This is a genomic window from Centipeda noxia ATCC 43541 (genome assembly GCF_000160555.1).
GTDB lineage: Bacteria > Bacillota > Negativicutes > Selenomonadales > Selenomonadaceae > Centipeda > Centipeda noxia.
Window position 1 is genome coordinate 370,544 of record NZ_GG749279.1, and the last position, 21,996, is coordinate 392,539.

At 47.0% G+C, this 21,996-nt stretch carries 20 protein-coding genes; 1 reads left to right on the forward strand and 19 read right to left on the reverse strand.

Annotated elements, in window-relative coordinates; translation table 11 throughout:
• Positions 1-91: 91 nt before the first annotated feature.
• The 11 genes from HMPREF7545_RS03200 to cobO all read right to left on the reverse strand — a co-directional run bounded on the left by HMPREF7545_RS03200 (position 92) and on the right by cobO (position 13,251).
• Positions 92-2,638 carry an FtsK/SpoIIIE family DNA translocase gene (locus HMPREF7545_RS03200; RefSeq protein ID WP_006694238.1) on the reverse strand — a complete coding sequence of 849 codons (2,547 nt, stop codon included), beginning with the start codon at positions 2,636-2,638 and terminating at the stop codon, positions 92-94.
• A gap of 76 nt (positions 2,639-2,714) precedes the next feature.
• On the reverse strand, positions 2,715-3,992 hold the full coding sequence (locus tag HMPREF7545_RS03205) for an amidohydrolase (protein WP_006694239.1): 1,278 nt from the start codon (positions 3,990-3,992) through the stop codon (positions 2,715-2,717).
• A gap of 11 nt (positions 3,993-4,003) precedes the next feature.
• Positions 4,004-5,245, reverse strand: a complete 1,242-nt coding sequence (locus HMPREF7545_RS03210; RefSeq protein ID WP_006694240.1) for an adenosylhomocysteinase — start codon at positions 5,243-5,245, stop codon at positions 4,004-4,006.
• A gap of 13 nt (positions 5,246-5,258) precedes the next feature.
• On the reverse strand, positions 5,259-5,828 hold the full coding sequence (locus HMPREF7545_RS03215; RefSeq protein WP_006694241.1) for a cob(I)yrinic acid a,c-diamide adenosyltransferase: 570 nt from the start codon (positions 5,826-5,828) through the stop codon (positions 5,259-5,261).
• Positions 5,828-7,897 carry a polyribonucleotide nucleotidyltransferase gene (locus HMPREF7545_RS03220; protein ID WP_040571165.1) on the reverse strand — a complete coding sequence of 690 codons (2,070 nt, stop codon included), beginning with the start codon at positions 7,895-7,897 and terminating at the stop codon, positions 5,828-5,830. Before HMPREF7545_RS03220 ends, HMPREF7545_RS03215 begins: the two co-directional genes overlap by 1 nt.
• A 129-nt stretch (positions 7,898-8,026) precedes the next feature.
• Positions 8,027-8,293 carry a 30S ribosomal protein S15 gene (rpsO, locus tag HMPREF7545_RS03225; RefSeq protein WP_006694243.1) on the reverse strand — a complete coding sequence of 89 codons (267 nt, stop codon included), beginning with the start codon at positions 8,291-8,293 and terminating at the stop codon, positions 8,027-8,029.
• Positions 8,294-8,377: 84 nt separating this feature from the next.
• Complete coding sequence (locus HMPREF7545_RS03230) at positions 8,378-9,337, reverse strand: bifunctional riboflavin kinase/FAD synthetase (protein ID WP_006694244.1); 960 nt, start codon at positions 9,335-9,337, stop codon at positions 8,378-8,380.
• A 42-nt stretch (positions 9,338-9,379) separates the two neighbouring features.
• The gene (gene murB / locus HMPREF7545_RS03235) at positions 9,380-10,291 is read right to left on the reverse strand and encodes a UDP-N-acetylmuramate dehydrogenase (RefSeq protein WP_006694245.1); all 912 of its coding nucleotides are present in this window, start codon (positions 10,289-10,291) and stop codon (positions 9,380-9,382) included.
• Positions 10,288-10,782, reverse strand: coding sequence for a tRNA (uridine(34)/cytosine(34)/5-carboxymethylaminomethyluridine(34)-2'-O)-methyltransferase TrmL (trmL, locus tag HMPREF7545_RS03240; RefSeq protein WP_006696096.1), 495 nt, complete (start codon positions 10,780-10,782; stop codon positions 10,288-10,290). Before trmL ends, murB begins: the two co-directional genes overlap by 4 nt.
• 112 nt (positions 10,783-10,894) lie before the next feature.
• Positions 10,895-12,547 carry a dihydroxy-acid dehydratase gene (ilvD, locus tag HMPREF7545_RS03245; RefSeq protein WP_006694247.1) on the reverse strand — a complete coding sequence of 551 codons (1,653 nt, stop codon included), beginning with the start codon at positions 12,545-12,547 and terminating at the stop codon, positions 10,895-10,897.
• A 167-nt stretch (positions 12,548-12,714) separates the two neighbouring features.
• Positions 12,715-13,251: a cob(I)yrinic acid a,c-diamide adenosyltransferase gene (gene cobO / locus HMPREF7545_RS03250; RefSeq protein ID WP_006694248.1), complete on the reverse strand. Its 537-nt coding sequence runs from the start codon at positions 13,249-13,251 to the stop codon at positions 12,715-12,717.
• 54 nt (positions 13,252-13,305) lie between these two features.
• Between cobO and HMPREF7545_RS03255 the strand changes: the two genes are divergently transcribed.
• A complete protein-coding gene (locus HMPREF7545_RS03255) occupies positions 13,306-14,928 on the forward strand; it encodes an SGNH/GDSL hydrolase family protein (protein ID WP_006696095.1) in 1,623 nt (540 codons plus the stop codon).
• Between the two features lie 41 nt (positions 14,929-14,969).
• On the opposite strand, the gene queA is transcribed toward HMPREF7545_RS03255, so the two are convergent.
• Genes queA through tyrS form a run of 8 tightly spaced genes read right to left on the reverse strand, consistent with a single transcriptional unit; the run spans position 14,970 to position 21,993 of the window.
• Positions 14,970-16,001 (reverse strand): tRNA preQ1(34) S-adenosylmethionine ribosyltransferase-isomerase QueA, encoded by a 1,032-nt coding sequence (gene queA / locus HMPREF7545_RS03260; RefSeq protein ID WP_006694250.1) that lies wholly within the window; start codon positions 15,999-16,001, stop codon positions 14,970-14,972.
• Between the two features lie 17 nt (positions 16,002-16,018).
• A complete protein-coding gene (locus HMPREF7545_RS03265) occupies positions 16,019-17,170 on the reverse strand; it encodes a SpoIID/LytB domain-containing protein (RefSeq protein WP_006694251.1) in 1,152 nt (383 codons plus the stop codon).
• Between the two features lie 21 nt (positions 17,171-17,191).
• On the reverse strand, positions 17,192-17,788 hold the full coding sequence (locus tag HMPREF7545_RS03270) for an epoxyqueuosine reductase QueH (protein ID WP_006696093.1): 597 nt from the start codon (positions 17,786-17,788) through the stop codon (positions 17,192-17,194).
• Position 17,789: 1 nt separating this feature from the next.
• Positions 17,790-18,827, reverse strand: a complete 1,038-nt coding sequence (ruvB, locus tag HMPREF7545_RS03275; protein ID WP_006694253.1) for a Holliday junction branch migration DNA helicase RuvB — start codon at positions 18,825-18,827, stop codon at positions 17,790-17,792.
• Between the two features lie 15 nt (positions 18,828-18,842).
• Positions 18,843-19,445 carry a Holliday junction branch migration protein RuvA gene (gene ruvA / locus HMPREF7545_RS03280; protein WP_006694254.1) on the reverse strand — a complete coding sequence of 201 codons (603 nt, stop codon included), beginning with the start codon at positions 19,443-19,445 and terminating at the stop codon, positions 18,843-18,845.
• A gap of 19 nt (positions 19,446-19,464) precedes the next feature.
• Positions 19,465-19,959: a crossover junction endodeoxyribonuclease RuvC gene (gene ruvC / locus HMPREF7545_RS03285; RefSeq protein ID WP_040571166.1), complete on the reverse strand. Its 495-nt coding sequence runs from the start codon at positions 19,957-19,959 to the stop codon at positions 19,465-19,467.
• A gap of 59 nt (positions 19,960-20,018) precedes the next feature.
• A complete protein-coding gene (locus HMPREF7545_RS03290) occupies positions 20,019-20,747 on the reverse strand; it encodes a YebC/PmpR family DNA-binding transcriptional regulator (RefSeq protein ID WP_006696090.1) in 729 nt (242 codons plus the stop codon).
• 16 nt (positions 20,748-20,763) lie between these two features.
• Positions 20,764-21,993, reverse strand: a complete 1,230-nt coding sequence (gene tyrS / locus HMPREF7545_RS03295) for a tyrosine--tRNA ligase (protein WP_169303778.1) — start codon at positions 21,991-21,993, stop codon at positions 20,764-20,766.
• Between the last annotated feature and the right edge of the window lie 3 nt (positions 21,994-21,996).

Below are 21,996 nucleotides of genomic sequence, written 5' to 3' on the forward strand. Positions count from 1 at the left end.
GAATTGAATGTGCGTAAGTATAGCATAAAATCAAGAAAAAATATAGAAATCCCAAGGCTTAGAACTAGTATACATGATATACCAATACTTCTTATATGAGACTTTTTACCAATTCTTTTGCCTGTTCCGATGTCATGAGGATTTCTCGCGGCTTATTGCCGCCGGCGCTGGCACCGATAATACGCAGTTCCTCCATTGTATCGACTAGGCGTGCTGCTCTTGTATACCCCACACTGAGTCTGCGCTGAATATTCGATGTAGATGCCTGTCCCGTAGACATGACAATTTCTACTGCATCGGGGAGGAGCTGATCATACTTGATCTGCCCACCATCTTCCTCTGCATTATCATCTTCTGCCGTCTCACTCTCCATAAAGTCAATCAATTCTTCATTTTCACTGATCTCATGACCTTGCGATCGTATATAGTCAAGGAGCATTTCAACTTCCTCATCGCTGATGAATGCCCCCTGCACTCGTATCGGCTTGGACGCTCCCTGCGGTGAAAAGAGCATATCTCCCTTCCCAAGCAGAGTTTCCGCTCCCCCACGATCCAATATAGTACGAGAGTCCACCTGAGAAGATACCGCAAATGAAATTCTGGATGGAAGATTCGCCTTGATAATGCCCGTAATAACATTGACTGACGGCCGCTGTGTAGCAAGAATCATATGGATTCCTGCCGCGCGTGCCTTTTGCAGAATTCTGCAGATAGCGTCTTCCACATCCTTAGGCGAAACCATCATAAGATCTGCCAGCTCATCAATAACAATAACGATGAGTGGGATATTTTCTTCCGGATAGCGACGATTGAAGGACTTTATATCACGAACACCGTGTGTCGCAAAGATAGAATAACGCTTCTCCATTTCCTGTACAGCCCAATTCAGTACGGAAGAGGCTTTTTTGGGATCGGTCACAACGGGAACCATCAGATGCGGAATACCATTGTAATTGGAGAGTTCAACCATCTTAGGATCAATCAGAATGAATTTTACTTCATCTGGTGTTGCCTTGAACAAAATGCTTGAGATCAAGGTGTTAATGCACACAGATTTACCCGATCCTGTTGCACCTGCAACCAAAAGATGCGGCATTTTTCCAATATCCGCAAAGATCGCCTGTCCACTGATGTCCATCCCCAATCCGACTGTAAGTTTAGATGACGCCTCTTGAAACTGTGGATTCTCCAAAACCTCTCGAAGCTGAACACTCTCCAATGTACGATTTGGAATCTCGATACCGATTGCTGCCTTTCCTGGTACGGGTTCGATACGAACAGATGAGGTTGCAAGCTGCAAGGCAATATCTTCGGCAAGATTGGTAATTTTACTAACTTTGACACCAGGCGCAGGTTCCAGATCGTAACGCGTTACTGCAGGACCGTGGCAGAAACTGATAACCTTTGCATTCACATGGAAGCTCTCGAGTGTCTGCTGTAAAACATGTGCATTTTCCTTGATTTCCTGTGCCAAAGTTCCGTTCTCTTTCTTGATATGTTTGGAAAGAATATGGGTGACTTTGGGAAGCTCATAGGGATGCTCTCCTGACTCATCTACGAAGGGGACTGTTGGAGGCGCTGTTACATCCATATTCTGCGGGGCATCGTCGATCTCTTCCTCCTTTGCAGATGCGTGCTCGTCCATCATAACAGGAGTCTGTTCCACAGGAATGACCAGCTCGTTCTCCTGTGTTTCCAATTCTCTTTCATAGTCAAATGGGAACGACACAGAAGCAGCGTCCTTTTCATCGGCAAGAATCTTTGTCTCTTCTGAGACGAACTGCTCGCACGTCCCCCGCACGGACTCTGTTTCACTTACTTCATTTTCTTCGTTTGGAACAGATTGTGCTTTTAGTTCGGGAGCGGAGGATTCCAGAACCTCTTCCTGTTCGAGAGATATAGACTTATTTTTTTGCTCCGCAAACATAGGATCATTTGCCTGATTATACGGAACAGAAGAGAGTGTATCCTGAATGATCGCTGTCGTTTTCGTTTCAATCTTCTCTGCCGCTACACTCACTTTTTCACGCGTTGTTTGAAGCGCTGCACCTGCTGCATTTGCCCCTCTCTTTGCTTGTTCTTTTGTTTTGAAATAACCGGAGGCAAGCGACCATGTAGTCGCCAAAAGAAGCGATCCGACAATAATAGTGCTCAGCAGAATAGTAGCCCCATCAACACCAAAACAAGAGCGCAGTAAGAAAAGGACCCCGCCACCAATCAATCCACCGCCATTTGGAAGACTCTGCGGAAGTATTTCCTCATCAACAGGAATTACAAAGTGATGCCACATGGCTAGAAGTGAAACAAACAAACCGATGACACCAAAAAATTTTTTTGTATAGAGCAGACCGCGATGATGGATAATATACTGCATGCTGATAAGTGCGATGATTAAAACAGCAAATGGTGCTCCCCAGCCGAATAGATAGCGGAAGAGATCAGCAAAGAAAAATCCAACATATCCAACATTTAATCCGAGCAAGCCAACGCCTGAAATGAGGGCAAACGCAAGAAGGGTAAGTCCAATGAGTTCATACTCACGTCCTGATCCGTTTGGCGTCGTACTCCTCCGTTTAGTGGAAACAGACAGCGACGTTTGTCGACCAGAACTTTTCTTTCCCAAAAAGAATCCCTCCATATCACAGTATGCCTCCACTCTGATAGAGCGGAGGCATAGCAAATAAAATCATCTTTGTCTACGGTACACCAGTATACTATTTTGTCAGGCGATCTGCAACTTTTTGCGCTTCAAAGAGGATGCGCTCTTCATCCAAGGTCTTAAGTTCACCATTTTCCATAAGGATTCTGCCATCCACCATCACTGTATTAACAGACGTGGATTTTGCAGAATATGCGAGGAGTGATACGGGATTATAGCATGGCGTCCATGCTGCTCCGTGCATGGAGAAGAGTACAATATCCGCCTTATTCCCGACCTGCAGGCGGCCGACATCATGGAGAGAAAGCGCCTGCGCGCCGTATTCTGTCCCCATCTTAACCGCAGTGAGTGCCGGGACGGCAAGAGGATCGAGCGTGTGCACCTTATGCAGCAGCGCAACAAGCTGAACCTCATCCAGCATATCCAGATTATTGTTGCTGGAAGTACCATCCGTACCGAGGGCAACACAGATGCCCTCCTCCAGCAAACGAGGAACGGGAGCCGTTCCGCTGGCGAGCTTCATATTGCTGCCCGGATTGTGAGCGACGCGAATATGGTACTCCTTGATGAGATCGATATCCTCATCGTCCAAATGCACGCAGTGCGCGGCAAGCGTACCGTTATCGAACAGTCCTGTGGAGGCAACATGTGCAAATGGCCGTTTCCCATACTCCTTGATGCAGTTCTCAACCTCACCCATAGTTTCCGACATATGAATGTGGACTTCTGCTCCAAGTTCCTGCGCCTTCGCGGCAATCTTCCTTAAATAATCCGGCGGACAAGTATAAAGAGCATGAGGACCAAACATAACGGTAATACGCCCATTTGCTGCGCCGTGGAAATTTTTATAAAGTGCAGCGTTTTCTTCCAACTTTTTTTCACTGTCCGGCGCAACGCCGATAAGACCTCTTGAAAGTACGCCACGCAGCCCGGAGGTCTCAACGACCTCGGCAACACGCTCCATATCCGGTCCATACATGTCAGCAAAAGCCGTCGTTCCGCTACGGATCATCTCAACAGCGGCAAGCATTGCCCCCCAGTAAATATCATCAGAGCGCAGCTTTGCTTCGATTGGCCAGATCATCTGCTCCAACCAATCCATCAGTTTCATATCATCTGCATAGCTGCGCAGGAGGGTCATAGATGCGTGGGTATGGGCATTAACAAATCCGGGGATCGCAAAATGGGCAGTTCCGTCAATAATCTTTTCCGCTTGGAAATTCTCCGGCGTCTCTCCTACGGATACGATGCGATCATCGGCAACAGCAATATTGACAACAGATACTGCCCCATCAGGCAAAAGTGCAGTGACATTCTTGATCAGCGTATTCAATGCAGTCTCTCCTATGCCAAGCCGAGATATTCTTTTTGTTCCGCACTCAGCTCATCGATGGAAACACCAAGAGAGTTCAGCTTAATATTGGCAATCTCAACATTAATCTCATCCGGCATGAGATGAACCCCCTTCTTCATCTCTTTTCCGTGCCGTACGAGATGAAGCGCGGAGAAGAACTGCACGCCGAACGAAAGATCCATGATCTCCGCGGGATGCCCGTCTCCCGCTGCAAGGTTTACCAGCCGGCCTTCTGCCAAGAGATAAAGGCGGCGCCCATCCGGCTGAACGAACTCTCTGATATTATCCCGTACGACTTCGTTGGATACAGAGCATGCCGTCAGCTCCGGAATGTTGATTTCGACATCAAAGTGGCCGGAGTTAGCCATCATAGCGCCGTCCTTCATTACATCAAAGTGGCGCTTGCAAAGGATGTCCTTGTTGCCCGTAAGTGTCAGGAATATATCGCCAACCTTTGCGGCCTCATCCATCGGCATGACATAGAAACCATCAAAAACAGCCTCGATTGCCTTGATCGGATCCACTTCCGTGATAATAACATTGGCGCCAAGGCCGCGTGCACGCATAGCACCGCCCTTGCCGCACCAGCCATAGCCGGCAATGACAACAGTCTTGCCAGCAATAACAAGATTCGTTGTACGCATGATGCCGTCCCACGTGGACTGACCGGTACCATAGCGATTATCGAAGAGATATTTGCAGTATGCATCATTTGCCGCAATCATCGGGAACTCAAGTTTGCCATGACGCTCCAGCGCCTTGAGACGGTGCACTCCCGTCGTTGTCTCCTCTGAGCCGCCAATAAGGGCCGGGAGAAGTTCCCGACGGGTCGTATGTAGCATATCAACCAGATCACCGCCGTCATCAATGACAATATCCGGCTGAATATCGAGCGCCTTGTTGAGGAATACAGAGTACTCTTCTTCCGTGCAGCCATGCCACGCAAAGACATGAATGCCTTCTTCCACAAGAGCTGCTGCAACGTCATCCTGCGTGGATAGAGGATTGCTGCCCGTAACAGCGACCTCTGCACCGGCATGCTTGAAAATTGTCGCCATATAGGCGGTCTTTGCCTCAAGATGCAGTGTGATGACCATCTTGATCCCGGCAAACGGCTTCGTTACTGAATACTCCTTATCAGCAGCTGCCATCACCGGCATAAAGCGCTTGACCCAGTCAATTTTTGCGTGACCGGACGGCGCAAGTTTGATATCCCTAATCATTGACTTCATTTAAATTCCTCCTTTAATTCTCAATTCCCTTACGCGCAAAAATGCCCTGTTCGTAGTAGTGGCGTACTTCTCGCATATCTGTGATAAGATCTGCGCGGTTAAGCAACCATTCAGGAGCATTCCTTCCTGTGCAGACAAGTTCCGTTTGAGCAGGAAGGATTTGCAGCAATTTCTCCATCTGCGTTCTCTGTATCAGCCCAAAAGAAAGAGCAATATTGATCTCATCCAGAATGACAAGATCTGCCTTCTGTTTAGCGACTACATCCATCACACGATTGAAACCGGATGTAAGCAAGGAAACGTAATCTGCAGGCGGCTTCCCTTTGGAAAAGATAACGACATCCTCTCCCAACAGCTCCCTCGCTTTTTCATCCATCATCCCCTCTTCTGCGACAAAGAACGGTTTTCCGCTGGTTTCAAGCGTCATGTTGGACATTTCACGCAAGATGCCTTGCTCACTATAAGCAAGCCCCTTCATAAACTGCATCATGAACACACGATGTCCGGCGCCAAGAGCACGTATAGCAAGACCGATTGCAGCCGTTGTCTTTCCTTTACCGTTCCCGGTGTAGACCTGAATCATCAGAGGAGTGCCTTATGACTGACGTTGATGCGTCCCTTCTCATCAATTTCAATGACCTTGACCTCGAGCTGATCGCCAATCTTTACAACATCCTCGACGCTCTCTACGCGATGTTTTGCAAGCTGTGAGATATGACAAAGTCCCTCTTTGCCGGGCAAAAGTTCAACGAATGCACCAAATTTTAGGAAGCGAGTGACACGCCCTGTATATACCTCGCCAACCTCGACTTCACGTACGATATCCTCAATCATCTTGCGGGCACGGTCCATTGCCTCCGTATTCGGCGACGTAATGAAGATATTTCCATCCTCATGGATGTCAATATCGACACCCGTTTCATCAATGATTTTTCGTACAACCTTGCCCCCCGTTCCAATGACATCGCGAATTTTGTCAACGTCGATGGTAATGGTCTCTACACGCGGTGCATACGGTGAGAGTTCTTCTGCCGGTTTATCGATGCATTCCAGCATTTTCCCAAGAATGAACGCACGCCCCTGTTTTGCCTGTGCCAGAGCTGCAGCGAGAATATCTCGCGTAATCCCAGCAATCTTAATGTCCATCTGAATTGCCGTAATTCCCTTGGATGTGCCGGCAACCTTGAAGTCCATGTCACCGAGAGCGTCCTCCATCCCTTGAATGTCTGTAAGAATAGAGTAGTTATCCCCATCACGCACAAGCCCCATGGCAATGCCGGACACAGGGCGCTTGATTGGAACGCCCGCACACATGAGCGACAATGTGCTCCCACAAATGCTCCCCATCGAACTCGAGCCGTTCGACTCAAGGATCTCGGATACTAGGCGTATGGTATAGGGAAATTCCTCAATTGATGGAATCATCGGAAAAAGTGCACGCTCCGCCAGAGCGCCATGCCCGATTTCCCGACGTCCGGGGCTGCGCATGGGACGAGCCTCACCGACACTATAGCCCGGGAAGTTATATTGATGAAGATAGTGCTTCGTTGTCTCTGAACCAAGGCCGTCGATAATCTGCTCGTCTCCAATCGAGCCGAGTGTGGTAACGGTGAGCACCTGTGTCTGACCTCTGGTGAAGAGACCAGAGCCATGTGCACGCGGCAAGATCCCAACCTCACAGCTCACAGGCCGTATCTCGTCAAGGGCACGTCCGTCCGGTCGGATCTTTTCATGGGTAATCATATGCCGAACAATTCCCTTTTCAATTTTATAAAGAATCTGTGCGATTTCCTTTGCAGCATCCGGATATTCTTCAACAAAATATTCAATAGCTTCTGCTTTGATACCTGCAATATCTGCATCACGTGCCAGTTTATCGCTGTTCCGCGTTGCGGCATCAAGCCGTTCCTCTGCATAGGAACGTACCTTGGATTCCAGTTCCTCAGAAAGGGTGAAAATTGAGGGAATAATCTTTTCTTTCCCGCAAGTATTCCTGATATTCTGCTGGAACTCTACAAGACGGCGGATTTCAGCATGACCGAATAGAATCGCATCAAGAACAACTTCTTCAGAAAGTTCGTTTGCCCCCGCCTCCACCATCATGACCGCATCATAGGATCCCGCTACCGCGAGATTCAGCTCCGAAACCGAACGCTGCTGTTCCGTCGGGTTGATGATGAATTCGCCATCAATATAACCAACACGCACGCCTGCAATCGGTCCCATAAAAGGAATATCCGATACGGTGAGTGCACAAGAGGCACCGATCATCGCGGCAATCTCCGGAGGATTGTCCTGTTCAACAGAGAGAACTGTCGCGACAATTTGAACATCATTGCGGAAACCATCAGGAAAAAGAGGGCGAATAGGGCGGTCAATCAGACGAGCACAGAGGATTGCATCATTGCTGGGGCGCCCCTCTCTCTTAATAAAGCCTCCAGGAATCTTGCCCACCGCATACATTTTCTCTTCGTAATCCACCGTCAGCGGAAAGAAGTCAACCCCCTCTCTCGGCGCACTGGAAGCGGTCGCGGTAACCAAGACAACAGTGTCCCCATAGCGAACCAAGACAGCACCATTTGCCTGCTTTGCCATTTTTCCGTGTTCTATGACAAGTTTCCGGCCGCCCAGTTCAATTTCGAAACTTTGCATACATATCCTCCTAAGTTCCTCTATTCGTTCCATACGACAAAAGCATTCGACAAAATATCTTGGAATCCTTGTGCCTATAGCAAAAAAGCGGGGAATCTCCCCCGCTCTTTGCTCTCCGTGTCCGAAGCGTTACTTACGCAGATTGAGCTTTGTGATGATTGCACGATACCGCTCAATATCCGTTTGATACAGATAGCTCAGAAGACGGCGGCGATGTCCAACCATCTTCAAAAGTCCGCGACGTGAATGATGATCTTTTTTATGTTCCTTCAAGTGCTCCGTAAGGTATTGAATGCGTGCCGTAAGAACAGCAATCTGAACCTCGGGAGACCCCGTATCGCCTTCATGAACCGCATGTTCTTTGATGATTTCCTGTTTCTTTTCCTGTGTGAGCATATAGAATCCTCCTTATAAATCTCCACCATTGACCAAGAAAACGTCGGATTACTCGCAATCTGAGTCATGGTAACATTGCGCTGTTCATATTACCATAGAAATATTTTCTTGTAAACGAAAACTTTCTTTCAAGCCCTTTATTGCCGCCTCCTTATCTTTTTTGATCTGAATAATCAGTTCATCTGCTGTCGAAAAACGCTGTTCATCGCGTATTTTGAAAAAGAAGGAAACGGTGATCTCAGAATCGTAAAGATCTCCTGAAAAGTCGATAATATGAACTTCTAAGCGGCGGTCATATCCGCCAAATGTCGGGTTGTTTCCGATGTTTGCAACACCATGGTAACTATGCTTTTTATGAACAACCATGACAGCATAAACTCCGTTGGGCGGAGACTCATAGGATTCATGCAAAGATACATTTGCCGTTGGAAAGCCAAGAGTACGTCCCCTTTCCTGCCCGTGAATAACCGTACCGGTAACAGTAAATGGATACCCTAGATATGCATTGACATGCGACAAATCGCCTTGAGCAAGCAGTGCACGAATCCTTGTACTGCTCACGGGTACCCCTCCATACAAAACAGGCGGACACACAATTAGATGAAATCCATACCTTCCGGATTGCTCCTTTAGGAGATTTGGATTTCCTCTTCCACCTCGCCCAAAGGTGTAGTTTTCTCCCACGACAATATACTTTGGTGCAAAATATTGCTGAAGCAGATGAATAAATCCATTCGCTGTTGTTTCAGCAAAAGATGAGGTAAATGCTATTTCAACCAAAGCATCCACACCTAAGTTTTTCAATATACGAAGACGAACTGATTGGCAGCCAATGCGATGGGGTGCCCCTTCTGGTACAATAACAGCACGCGGGTGATTTGCAAACGAAAAAACAAGCGCAGTCCCCTTTATTTCCTGCGCTTTCTTCACAGCTGTACGAATGACCTCCTGATGTCCTATATGAAGGCCATCAAACATACCAAGTGCGATAACAATATTTTCATATTTTGACGAGAAATAAGTGAGTTGAGTATATTTTTCCATATGGAAGAAGCATGCTCCTCAAAGAATTATCCATGGCTCCAATCAGAATTCACCAATGATGCGAAGTTCCGGAAAAAGCTGCACCTCGTGTTTTGCATAGACCCGTTTCTGTACGGCTGAAATCAACTGCTGAACATCATTTGCCGTAGCATTGCCGATGTTAATAACAAACCCCGCATGTTTTTGTGAAACCTGCGCACCGCCGACCGTAAGCCCCTTTAATCCGGTCTGATCAATCAATGTTCCTGCAAAATATCCAGGAGGGCGCTTAAATGTGCTTCCCGCACTTGGATATGCCAATGGCTGCTTACTTTTACGGCGCTGATTCAGATCTTTCATGCGCGCCAAAATCAGCGTCTTATCATCTTCACGCAAATGCAGACGTATTTCACAAATCGCTTCGTCACAAGTCTGGAAAATACTGTGGCGGTAGCTAAAATCAAGATCCTCGGAAAGGTAAACACGAATATCACCGTTCAGAGAGACCGTCTTTACCGAAACAACAACGGATTTCATCTCGTCATCGTAGGCCCCTGCATTCATGAAAACGGCACCGCCAATACTACCCGGAATCCCACAGGCAAACTCAAGACCAGAGAGACCTCTTTCCTGAGCAAAGGAAGCAACATCTCGAAGAAGTGCCCCTGCGCCAACAATGAGGTCTTCCCCCTCATGAGAGATATCTTCCATCTTATGACTGAACCTGATAACAAGACCGCGAATACCGCCATCACGAACCAATATATTAGATCCGTTTCCAAGCCATGTGACCAGCTCGTCATATTTTTTTGCCAAGCGGATGATCTTCTGCACTTCCTCTGTATTCTTCGGATAAAATAAAAGGTCGGCAGGCCCACCTATCCGGAATGTCGTATGAAAACGCATGGGTGCATCTTGAAATAAGCGAATGGGATCAAACTCTTCATAACAGACACGCACAAAATCTTTGTTCATATATGATCCGAGCCCCCAAACCCCGTTCCGGCAAGACGTAAATCGACAAAGGCATTTTGACGCAACGCCTCATATGCAACAACAGCGACTGCGTTGGACAAATTCAAAGAACGCGCCCCTGCCTGCATTGGTATACGAACCGTATGCTCCTCATTGTCTTCCAGCAAAGATTCCGGCAAGCCTTCGGTTTCTTTGCCAAAGACGAAAAATGCATCCGATGTATATACAATATCCGAGTAAATATGTGCAGCTTTCGTGGTACAGAAGTAGAAGGGATGCCCCTTATACTGCTTTCGAACATCTGAAAAGCTGTCATGATAGTGCACCTTGACAAGGTGCCAATAATCCAGGCCTGCACGTTTCAAATACTTATCATCTGTTGAAAATCCCAGCGGCCTCACGAGATGAAGGTCCATACCAGTCCCGGCACATAACCGTGCAATATTTCCTGTATTCCCCGGAATTTCTGGTTCGACTAGGACAATATGCATACGAGACGATCCTCCACTCTCTTCCAGAAATAATGCAACGCCATTATAGCGAATCACAAGCATAAAAACAACCCACAGGAACAGAAACTCCTGTGGGTGCAAGATGTTTTTCTCAGTGCAAAACGGCACCTGCATTTGCAGACGTTGTCAGCTTTGCATAGCGCGCAAGATACCCTGTTTTGATTTTAGGTTCCGGCTGAACCCAGTTTGCACGACGCTTTTCGAGTTCTTCATCACTGATCTCAAGTTCGAGTTTTCGATTTGGAATGTCAATCGTAATCATATCACCATCTTCAATCAGCGCAATCGGTCCTCCTGACATTGCCTCCGGAGACACATGACCAACACAGGCCCCCTGACTTGCGCCGCTGAAACGCCCGTCCGTAATCAAACCTACCTTCAACCCCATTCCCGTAATGACGGCTGTGGGGTTGAGCATCTCCTGCATTCCAGGGCCGCCCTTCGGCCCTTCATAGCGAATGACTACGACATCCCCATCATGGATTTTTCCGTCCATAATGGCATTAACTCCATCCTCCTCGGAATTAAAGCATCGTGCCGTACCACGATAGGTAAGCATATCATCGGCGACTGCTGAGGCCTTGACAACAGCACAGTCCGGTGCAAGATTACCGCTCAGAATGGCAAGACCGCCCTCCGGGCGATAGGGATTCCCGACACTGTGAATCACCGTGGAATCCATAATTTCTGCATGTTCGATACGCTCACGCACTGTTCCCGTAACGGTCAGCGCATCCAGATGCAGCAGATTTTTCTTCGACAACTCCTTCATCACCGCTGAAATACCGCCTGCTTCATTCAGATCCTGCATATGATGAGTTCCTGCAGGGCTCAGCTTTGTAATGTATGGCGTGCGTCTGCTGATCTCATCAAAGAGAGGCGGCGGAAGTTCAATGCCTGCCTCGTGCGCAATCGCTGTGAGGTGCAAAACGGTGTTGGACGATCCGCCAATCCCCATATCGACCGTAATGGCATTCTCAAAAGCCTCACGTGTCATAATATCGCGCGGGCAGATATTTTCTTTGATAAGATCAAGGATAACAGCCCCTGCCTGTTTTGCAAGCAAACGGCGCTCCCCCGTATAAGGGGCCGGTATCGTTCCATTGCCGGAAAGTCCCATACCGAGTACCTCCGTCAAGGAGTTCATCGTATTTGCGGTGAACAGACCGGAACAGGAGCCGCAGCTCGGGCAGGCGTGCTCCTCAATGGCAGTCATTTCACGAGCATCCATTTTTCCTGCAGCAAACATGCCGGCTGCCTCAAAGGCCTGGCTGACACTGATGTCGCGCCCACGGTAACGCCCCGCAAGCATAGGCCCGCCGCTAACAAGGATGGCCGGAATGTTAAGGCGAGCCGCCGCCATGAGCATTCCGGGAACGACCTTATCACAGTTTGGAATAAGAACAAGGCCGTCAAACCCGGACGCCATTGCAACGGCTTCAATCGAGTCCGCAATCAGCTCACGGCTCGCAAGTGAGTATTTCATCCCCGTATGTCCCATGGCAATGCCATCACAGACACCAATCGAAGGAAATTCAATGGGGGTCCCACCGGCAGCAGCTACGCCAAGCTTCACCGCTTCCGCAATCGTATTCAGGTGAAAGTGTCCCGGAATGATCTCATTAAATGAATTACAGATGCCAATTAATGGCTTTCCAAGATCCTCAGAACCATATCCATTTGCGTGAAAAAGTGAGCGATGTGCACAGCGCGTCGCTCCTTTTTTTACAACATCACTTCTCATAAAAAGCTCTCCCAATCTACAAATTATTTATGAAAGGCACACACTTCCATAAATCAAACATGACATAAACATATTTCAGAGATTTTAACGCATTATACATTTTTTTTCAATGGTTGATTGCCAAATATCTCTCATAGCGCATCGATATCGAATATGCTATAATCTGATTAAAATTCAATTCCCTTCTGTGCTTTTATCCCCTCTTGATAGGGATGCTTGATTAGACGCATTTCCGTAACGAGATCCGCTCGGTCAATAAGTTCTGGCGATGCATTTCTTCCCGTGAAGATCAAATGGGTATGCGCGGGACGTATCGCGAGTAAGGACTCCAAGTCATCTATGTGAATAAATCCAAAAGAATATGCATAGTTAAATTCATCAAGGATAACCATATCCCAAGTATCACTCTGAAGCTCTTGCTCTGCTGTACGGAGAAGATCAATAGCAGCTTGCCGGTGTTCGTCCTGTTTCCCAGACTCACGCTGTGAAAAACCAAGGCCTCCCTGACGTATGTCGATACATCTCTTTGCGCTTGATAGTGCTTTGATGGCTTCGAGCTCTCCATAGGTCCAACTCCCCTTGATAAACTGCAGAATGAGTACGCGTAAGTGGTTGCCCCATGCACGCATGGCCATCCCGAGAGCAGCTGTTGTTTTTCCCTTTCCATCTCCAGTATGGACAATAATAAGCCCTTTATTTTTCATTAGAATCCCTCAACTTTCTATGCAAAAATAAAAATGATATATTTAGGTGAGTGTATGAAACATTATTTCTTTTTCACGAGTATTATTTTCCTCGCAGTCATCGGATGTATTTATTTCATTGAAAAAACCGATTTTTTGAATTTGAAACAACTCGACATCATCGGTAAAATTCATGAGGAAAACGGATCTTCCATACTCACATGGGAACGTCCCCCCTACCCTTGCTATTATCGTATCGATACCTATATTAAAACAACAGGAATTATCCCTGAGGCCCCCATATATGAACATATAAAGACTGAGTTTTCGACAGCCCCCTACTATCCGATTCCCTCTGCACCAATCCCATTCTATTATCAGATTACAGCTTACGGAATGTTTGGTGCCATAACATCTCCTTCAACACTGATTTCTTCCCCATATTTTACAGCAAATGCCCCCATTCCGATCTACCATTACACTGAGGAACACCCCGCCAGTCTCATGCCATTCCTCGTGTGGCACAGTATCCCCAATGCTGTGCTCTATGAAGTCGAACTGCTCTCTGGGCCGCCGACGCAGGAAGGCGGAACAATGCTTTCTCAAAAAAATCATTTAACGAGCATTCGCAGTATTTATACAAATGGATGGCAAGCAGATCTACGCTCTCTTCAAGCCTATAAAAAAATTTACTGGAGAGTCCGTGCTTTAGATCTGAGGGATGAGCCCATTGGTGAGTTTTCCATAGCCGAGCCTCTTTGCTTAGATAAAGACGCGGCATTACCTGATCGACCAATCCCGAACACCTATGATCAAGTAATGAATTTCCACCAACCGCTCTATCCTGTATATCAATGGATCCCGCTGAACGGCGTCACACATTATGAAGTAGAGCTGCTAACAGCTCCTCCAATTCATGAACATGGAAAGCTTCCCGATCCAAACCGCGCCTGGGCGCAGACGATTTCCTCTGTCAATGCTATATACGACGAATATGCACGTCCTTATGCGGGTGTTTATTATTGGCGCGTACGAGGATTAGATGAGCAGAACAACACTATTGGTACTTGGTCGGATCTTGCCTCATTTACCGTTGAAGCACTGCCTAAAGATCACATCTACGCAGCAGCATTTGGAGACAGTATTACACATGGAGGAGGAGCAATATCAAATTCTCCCGCATTCCTTGAATACAGCTATACAACCTATTTGACTTTCGACTGTCTCAATCTTGGACGCAGCGGTGACACCTCACATACGACGCTAGAACGCTTTGAGCAAGACGTACTTCCGATTCATCCTGCAAACCTCTTGATTTTAACCGGTTCCAACAGTCTACGTGCAGATACGATAACACCGCAGGACATCATTCAGGATCTGGATGAGCTCCAGCAAAAGTGCATCAATCACGGAATTCGGCCCATTCTCCTGACGCTCCTCCCGCTCAACCCTGAACGCATCACACTTGCCTTCCATTCTGAAACAGATCCAAAATGGCAATGGAAGATGAACGCCGTCAACACTTGGATCCGAGCACAGAAGTATTACATAGACATCGAGCCGTATTTTTATGATTCGGAAAAGCACATCCTTGAACCTTTGCTATCAACAGATGGATTGCATCCTGATATCAATGGAAAACGGATGATGGCGGAAATCGTCAATGAACACCGCGATCTGTTCTATGAAATACCTTAAACCCGAAACAATGCGATGTTTATATTTCATTGCATTGTTTTTTATGCCCGCATTTGAATCATCATGGCATCTCCAAAAGAAAAAAACCGATACCGTTCTTCAACAGCAGTCCGGTATGCCTCAAGTGTAAAATCCCGTCCAGCAAAAGCGCTGACCAGCATAATCAATGTAGATTTTGGCAGATGAAAATTTGTAATTACTGCGTCCACAACTTTAAATTGATAGCCGGGATAAATGAAGATATCCGTCCATCCAGAGCCAGCCGCAATGATCCCCGCACTCGCAACAGCAGCCTCAAGCGTGCGAATCGACGTTGTGCCGACAGAAATGACACGACGGCCTTCTTTCTTTGCCGTTTGAACAAGTTCTGCTGTCTCTGGTGGTATCGAATAAAACTCTCGGTGCATAACATGATCTTCGACCACATCAACATGAACCGGACGAAATGTACCAAGTCCGACATGCAGCGTGATAAAACCGAATTGGACGCCCTTCTCACGAAGGCGCTCCATAAGTGCTTCTGTAAAATGGAGTCCCGCTGTCGGAGCCGCCGCTGATCCTTTTACACGATTATATACTGTCTGATAGCGCTCACGATCTTCGAGCGTCTCATGTATATAGGGAGGAAGAGGCATCGTGCCTAAACGATCCAAAATTTCCTCAAACACACCATTGTAGATAAAACGAACTATTCGACCGCCAAAATCCGTACGATCGATAATCTCACAAGACAGCTCCTCACCAAAGGAAATGACAGTACCAATACGAGCTTTTTTCCCTGGCTTGACAAGTACTTCCCAATGATTTTTGTCCATCTGATGAAGGAGGAAAATCTCAACCTTCCCTCCCGTATGCTCCCTCTCTCCAATGAGGCGTGCGGGAATGACACGGGTATCATTGAAAATCAAAACATCACCTTTTTTTAGAAAGTCTTCCAGCTGATAAAAATAATGATGCTGTATTGTTCGTTCTTTTGGATTTAAAACCATGAGGCGAGAAGAGTCCCGCGGCTCTGCCGGAACCTGAGCAATTTGTTCCTGCGGAAGATCGTAATCAAAATCAGAAATATCCATATAGATGTACACCTTGCTTAATAGAGTTTTTCAAGTGTAACCCCCGTATAGTAATGGAAAAGGATATCTTTATAGCTTTTCCTTTGGTCCGCAAGGGCTTTTGCCCCCCATTGGGATAAACCAAGCCCATGACCGGAACCATATCCGCTAAAGACAATCCCCGTCTTACTGAGACGTACATCAAACAGTGTGCTTGGCAGAGAAAACATGGAGCGCAGTTCATTCCCGGAGAGCAGAGCATGTCCCTTAGTTCCAACAAAATCTGCCGACCGAACCCGTCCGGACAGACTCCGATCTCCACTTCCTTTTCCTATATTCAGTCGTGAAAGACGAACCTCTCTAAGAAGGCCAACCCTCTTTCCGTTCTTTTCAAAGCTTTTTACAGCAACATCCATAGAAACTGTGCGACTCCAAGGCTTTGTCTGTGATTGAACTTCGTTCACGGCTCTCAAATATGGTACAGAACTCCCCCACATATTTTCACTGGATTCCGTCATTCCACCCGAATCTGTGTGAAAGAGTGCATCAATGATTGTACCTTTATAGAAAAGCACCTCTCCACGGGTACGGTTGACCGCCTCTGTTGTCAACTTCGTTTCTGCTGACATCCCTTCATAGACTTGGCAATGCGAGGTGCTGCAAAGATCAAATCCTTCTGTACTATGGCGTTTTCGATTTTTCAGCGCAAAAGTACGCGCTGCTACACTTTGTGCCCGCAGGGCTTCCATAGACCAGCTAGATGGCATTTCTTTCGGAACAACACCGTAGAGATAATCTTCTACCAGAACATTATTGACAACGGTAAGCCCCGATCTCTTCAGGAGAGTGATATATCCTCGATATGGCATACCATTCACCTTAATAAACTTTTCAGGCTCTGGCTGAATAACCAAACGATCCCCTTTTATCTCCTGCCCGTTTGCCAAAATCTTTCCTTGCAGTATACGAACATCGAGTTCTTTTCTCTGTGGAAGTACAAAAATCGGATGTTTTTCAGGATTTTCATATACGTACAGTGTACCGCCCGTGGTCGAAAATTGAACCGAAGAAGCCCCCTGCATAATCCCTATTGTGATTTCAGGCTGCCATGAAGCCGAAGCCGGGAATGGCAATACAACAACAAATACAGCAAACAGAAAAGATATGTACAGACGAAGATAACCGCTCATTGTAGATTCCTCTTTCACTGGCTATGCCATGAGGCGCAGACGCTTTCTCTCTTTATTTTCCTTGCGCTGAAGTTTCCGAAGAGCACGACTGTACCGCTCCTCTTCGCTGAATATACAACCACAGTAGGACTGGCGATAGAGACCAAGCTCTTTACTCAGATCGATCCCATCCTGCCAGCCAATACGAAAATCTTCGTAATAAAAAGAAACACCATAAAAGTCGGCAAAGTGTTCTGCAACGGAACGCATCAAATCGTGGTGCTGATAGATGCTATAAAACAGAGTTGAGGTAAACGTGTCAAATCCATGTTCAGATGCATACCGAGCCGTTTCTTCCAATCGCCATGTATAACACATATGGCAGCGGCCTTTTTTTGTTCCCTCCGCCGGAAGGGCCTTTTTTAAAAAATCGCGCATAGCATACGTTTCATCTGCAACGAAGTCCATCTGCATAATCTCAGCAAACTTCCTTGCTGTTTGCAGACGTTCATTCCACTCCCGATAAGGATGGATGTTCGGATTGAAAAAATATCCTGTAGGTTCAATTCCATCGGTACGCAGTTTTTTCAACGGATAGCAGGAACAGGGCCCGCAGCACATGTGCATGAGCATTTTCATCTCAGAGAAGCTCTCCTTGTCTGTCATCATTTTGTGGAAATGGAATACCCATATGCTCATACCCCCCGCGGGTAACAATTCGTCCGCGTGCCGTACGTGCGATAAAGCCAAGCTGGATGAGATATGGCTCATAAACATCCTCTATGGTTTCCACCATCTCACTCAGTGCCGCCGCCAGTGTCTTTAGTCCGACAGGACCGCCGGAGAATTTTCGAATCATAACTTCCAGCATATGGCGGTCCTTATTCTCCAACCCCTTCTCATCGACCTCCAGCGCTTCCAGCGCCTCAATCGTCACGGCCTTCGATACCATTTGCTCACCAGCAACCTGTGCAATATCACGCACACGCTTTAGGATGCGGTTCGCGACACGAGGTGTTCCGCGCGAACGCCGAGCAATCTCCAGCGCCCCCTCGCGTTCGATATGGACAGAAAGGATTTCAGCTGTTCGTTCAATGATGAGCAGCAGTGCTTCCGATGTATAATATTCCAGCCGTGACTGGATGCCAAACCGATCGCGCAGCGGCGCAGAAAGCGCTCCTGTTTTGGTCGTTGCGCCAATGAGGGTGAATGGTGCAAGATCCAGACGCAAAGAGCGTGCACTAGGCCCCTTCCCAATGATGATATCAATGGCATGATCCTCCATTGCAGAGTAGAGAATCTCCTCGACATGATGAGAGAGGCGGTGAATTTCGTCGATAAAAAGGATGTCATTCGTCTGCAGGTTCGTAAGCAGAGAAGCGAGATCCCCCTGACGCTCGATGGCAGGAGCAGATGTTTGGCGGAAATTAGCCCCCATTTCATTGGCAATAATCGCAGCAAGTGTTGTCTTCCCAAGGCCGGGCGGTCCATAGAGCAGCACATGATCCAGAGCCTCCCCCCGTGAGAGGGCCGCTTGTATGAACTTGGACAGATTCGACTTCACCTTATCCTGCCCTATGTATTCATTCAAACGGCGCGGCCTCAGACTATACTGCCAGCCATCCGCTGCCTGTTCCTCAAACGAGATCAATTCCTCGTCCTCATATAAATCGTGCATCGAATCCCCCCTTTTTCAAAATCGCTGCAGCTCAGCCAAAGCATAGCGAATTATCTCTTCCGTACTTTCCCAATCCATCTTTTTCTTCAGTACAGACTGAATTTCACTCTGCCCAAAGCCAAGATTGAGAAGTGCTTCTGTCGCCTCAGAGATCTTATCGCCCATACTGTCAGCAAAACCAGCTGCATGATCTGCAAAAGAATCATCATCAAAAGAGGAGGATGTAAGTTTATCCTTCAGCTCCAAGATAATTCGTTCTGCAGTCTTTTTTCCAATCCCCGGGAGTTTCGTAATTGCCTTGACATCCTTCTGATGGATTAATCGATAAAACTCATTTGCCGTAATTGCCGAAAGAATCCCCTGTGCAACCTTTGGCCCAATTCCTGAGATGCCGATCAAATGTTGAAAGAGATCATACTCCTCTTGTGAAAAGAAGCCGTATAGGAGTATGGCATCCTCACGTACATGTGTATGAATATAGAGCATGACTTCTTCGCCGACACTGAGGTGATTGCGTGTCTGGTGGGAGACAAACACACGATAGCCAACATCGTGGACATCTAAAAAACAATAATCCGGAAATGTATATGTAACTTTCCCGCGTAAAAATCCAATCATTTATTCTATGCTCCCCCATCTATATTCGATTGCGCCATGCAATACTATCCACGCAATGCGCAGCACTGATGGCAACTGCAAGAGCGTCGGCAGCATCATCCGGGTGAGGCGGCGCCGGAAGATTCAAGAGCTTTGTCACCATATATATGACCTGTTCTTTCGTCGCCTTCCCATAGCCCGTCACAGACTGCTTTACCTGCAGTGGCGTTCGCTCCACAATTGGTATATTATTCTGAGCTGCAGCAAGGAGCACGATACCACGTGCCTGTCCGACCGGAATCGCTGTTGTCACGTTCCGATTAAAGAAAAGCTGCTCCACCCCCATTGCATCGGGCGCATATTTTTGGATGAGCACCTCAAGCTCCGTATAGATTTTCAAAAGGCGCTTCTCAACCGCCATTTTCGATGGTGTTGTAATCGCGCCATAGGCATGCGGACGCAGACGTGAGCCTGTCAGCTCCACAAAGCCATAGCCGCAAATGGCAGTCCCTGGATCAATACCGAGTACTAACATCTTCTTATTCTTAAAAGAGTGCAGACATCTTGTCTGCACTCTGATAAGCAATCCTCCGCTTATTCACCCATTTCATAGTTGCTGTACACATTCTGGACATCATCATTGTCCTCGAGCGCATCAATCAATGTCTGCATTTTTTCTGCATCCTTATCAACCAGGTGAACTGTCGTATCAGGAACCATCGTCACCTCGGCAGAGACTGTTTCAATGCCCTTTTCCCCCAGTACACTTTCGATGGAGTCAAAGACATCAGGCTCAGCAATGATCTCGAAAGCATCATCCTCTGTACGCATATCCTCCGCGCCTGCTTCCAATACAAGCTCAAGAAGGGCATCCTCATCATCAAAAGCTTCACGTTCCACGATAAAAACTGCCTTCTTCTTGAACATCCATGATACGCAGCCATCCTGCCCCAAATTTCCGCCATATTTCGAAAAGAGGTGACGAACATCAGCAGCCGTACGGTTGCGGTTGTCCGTCAATATATCGAGCATAACGGCGGTACCACCAGGTCCATACCCCTCGTAGAAGAGTTCTTCGTAATTGCTTCCGTCGGTCGCACCAAGACCCTTCTGGATGGCGCGATTAATGTTATCTTTTGGAATATTATTGGCTTTTGCCTTGGAAAGAGCGAGCTTCAAACGCATATTGCCCGTTGGATCTCCGCCGCCCATACGGACGGCAATTGTAATCTCGCGTCCTATCTTTGTCGTGATCTTGCCACGAATTGCATCATTTGCTCCCTTTTTGCGTTTTATATTTGCCCATTTTGAATGACCTGACATTGTTTCCTCCTTCCTATCACACTTCAGAAGAACTGTGATTCCCATATAAAAGCTGATAATGTTTCTTTTTCCCTTTTTTAATCAACGCTATACCCTGCAAGAAATCGATCTCATTAAGGACATAATATTCATCCGTAACACGCACATCGTTCAGTGTGATTCCCCCTTGTTGGATCAGGCGGCGAGCCTCTCCCTTTGATGAGAGCACCTTGCTTCGTGTAAGCACATCGATAAGCTTTTCTCCAATCGTCACATGGATTTTCGGAAGCTGCGCAGATATACCTCCGCTAAACAATGTTCTTGCTGTTTCCTGTGCCTTCAATGCCTCCTGCTCACCATGAACGATTTTCGTCACTTCATATGCGAGGATCTCTTTGGATCGATTAATATTTCGTCCTTCGGCTGCAGCAAGACGACGCACTTCCTCCATGGGAAGATAGGTGAGAAGAGACAGACAAATTTCAATGTCGGCATCGTCAATATTACGCCAGTATTGATAGAAGTCATAGGAGGATGTCTTTTCTGGATCAAGCCAGAGCGCTCCCCCAGCTGTTTTTCCCATCTTACTTCCATCACTCTTTGTCAAGAGCCTATTGGTAAGTCCAAAGACTGTAATATTTTTTTTACGGCGACAAAGCTCTACGCCGGCAATGATATTTGACCATTGGTCATCACCACCCATTTGCAGTCTACATCCATAACGCCTATTTAGTTCGAGAAAATCATATGCCTGCATAATCATATAATTGAACTCAAGAAAGGTAAGCCCTTTCTCCCAACGCTGCTTATAACTTTCAGCAGATAGCATACGATTTACCGTAAAATGTTTTCCGACATCACGAAGCAAATCGATATAGTTAAGTTTACGAAGCCAATCTCCATTATCTACCATAATTGCTCGATCGTCATTAAAGTCGATAAATCGTGAAATCTGCTTTTTAAAGCACTCACAGTTATAGTGAATGGTATCATCGGTCATAACCCTACGCATATCTGTACGTCCGGATGGATCTCCAACAGTTCCAGTGCCTCCGCCAACAAGACAAATCGGGCGATGCCCCGCACGTTGCATATGCGACATAGCCATAAGAGCAATCAGATGTCCTGCATGGAGACTATCTGCCGTAGGATCAAAACCAATATAGAAGGTGACTCGCTCTTTTTCGAGAAGATCTCGTAGCGTATCTTCATCTGTGCATTGTGCAAGAAAATTACGTTCTTTTAGTATATCGACTGCATTCAACACAAT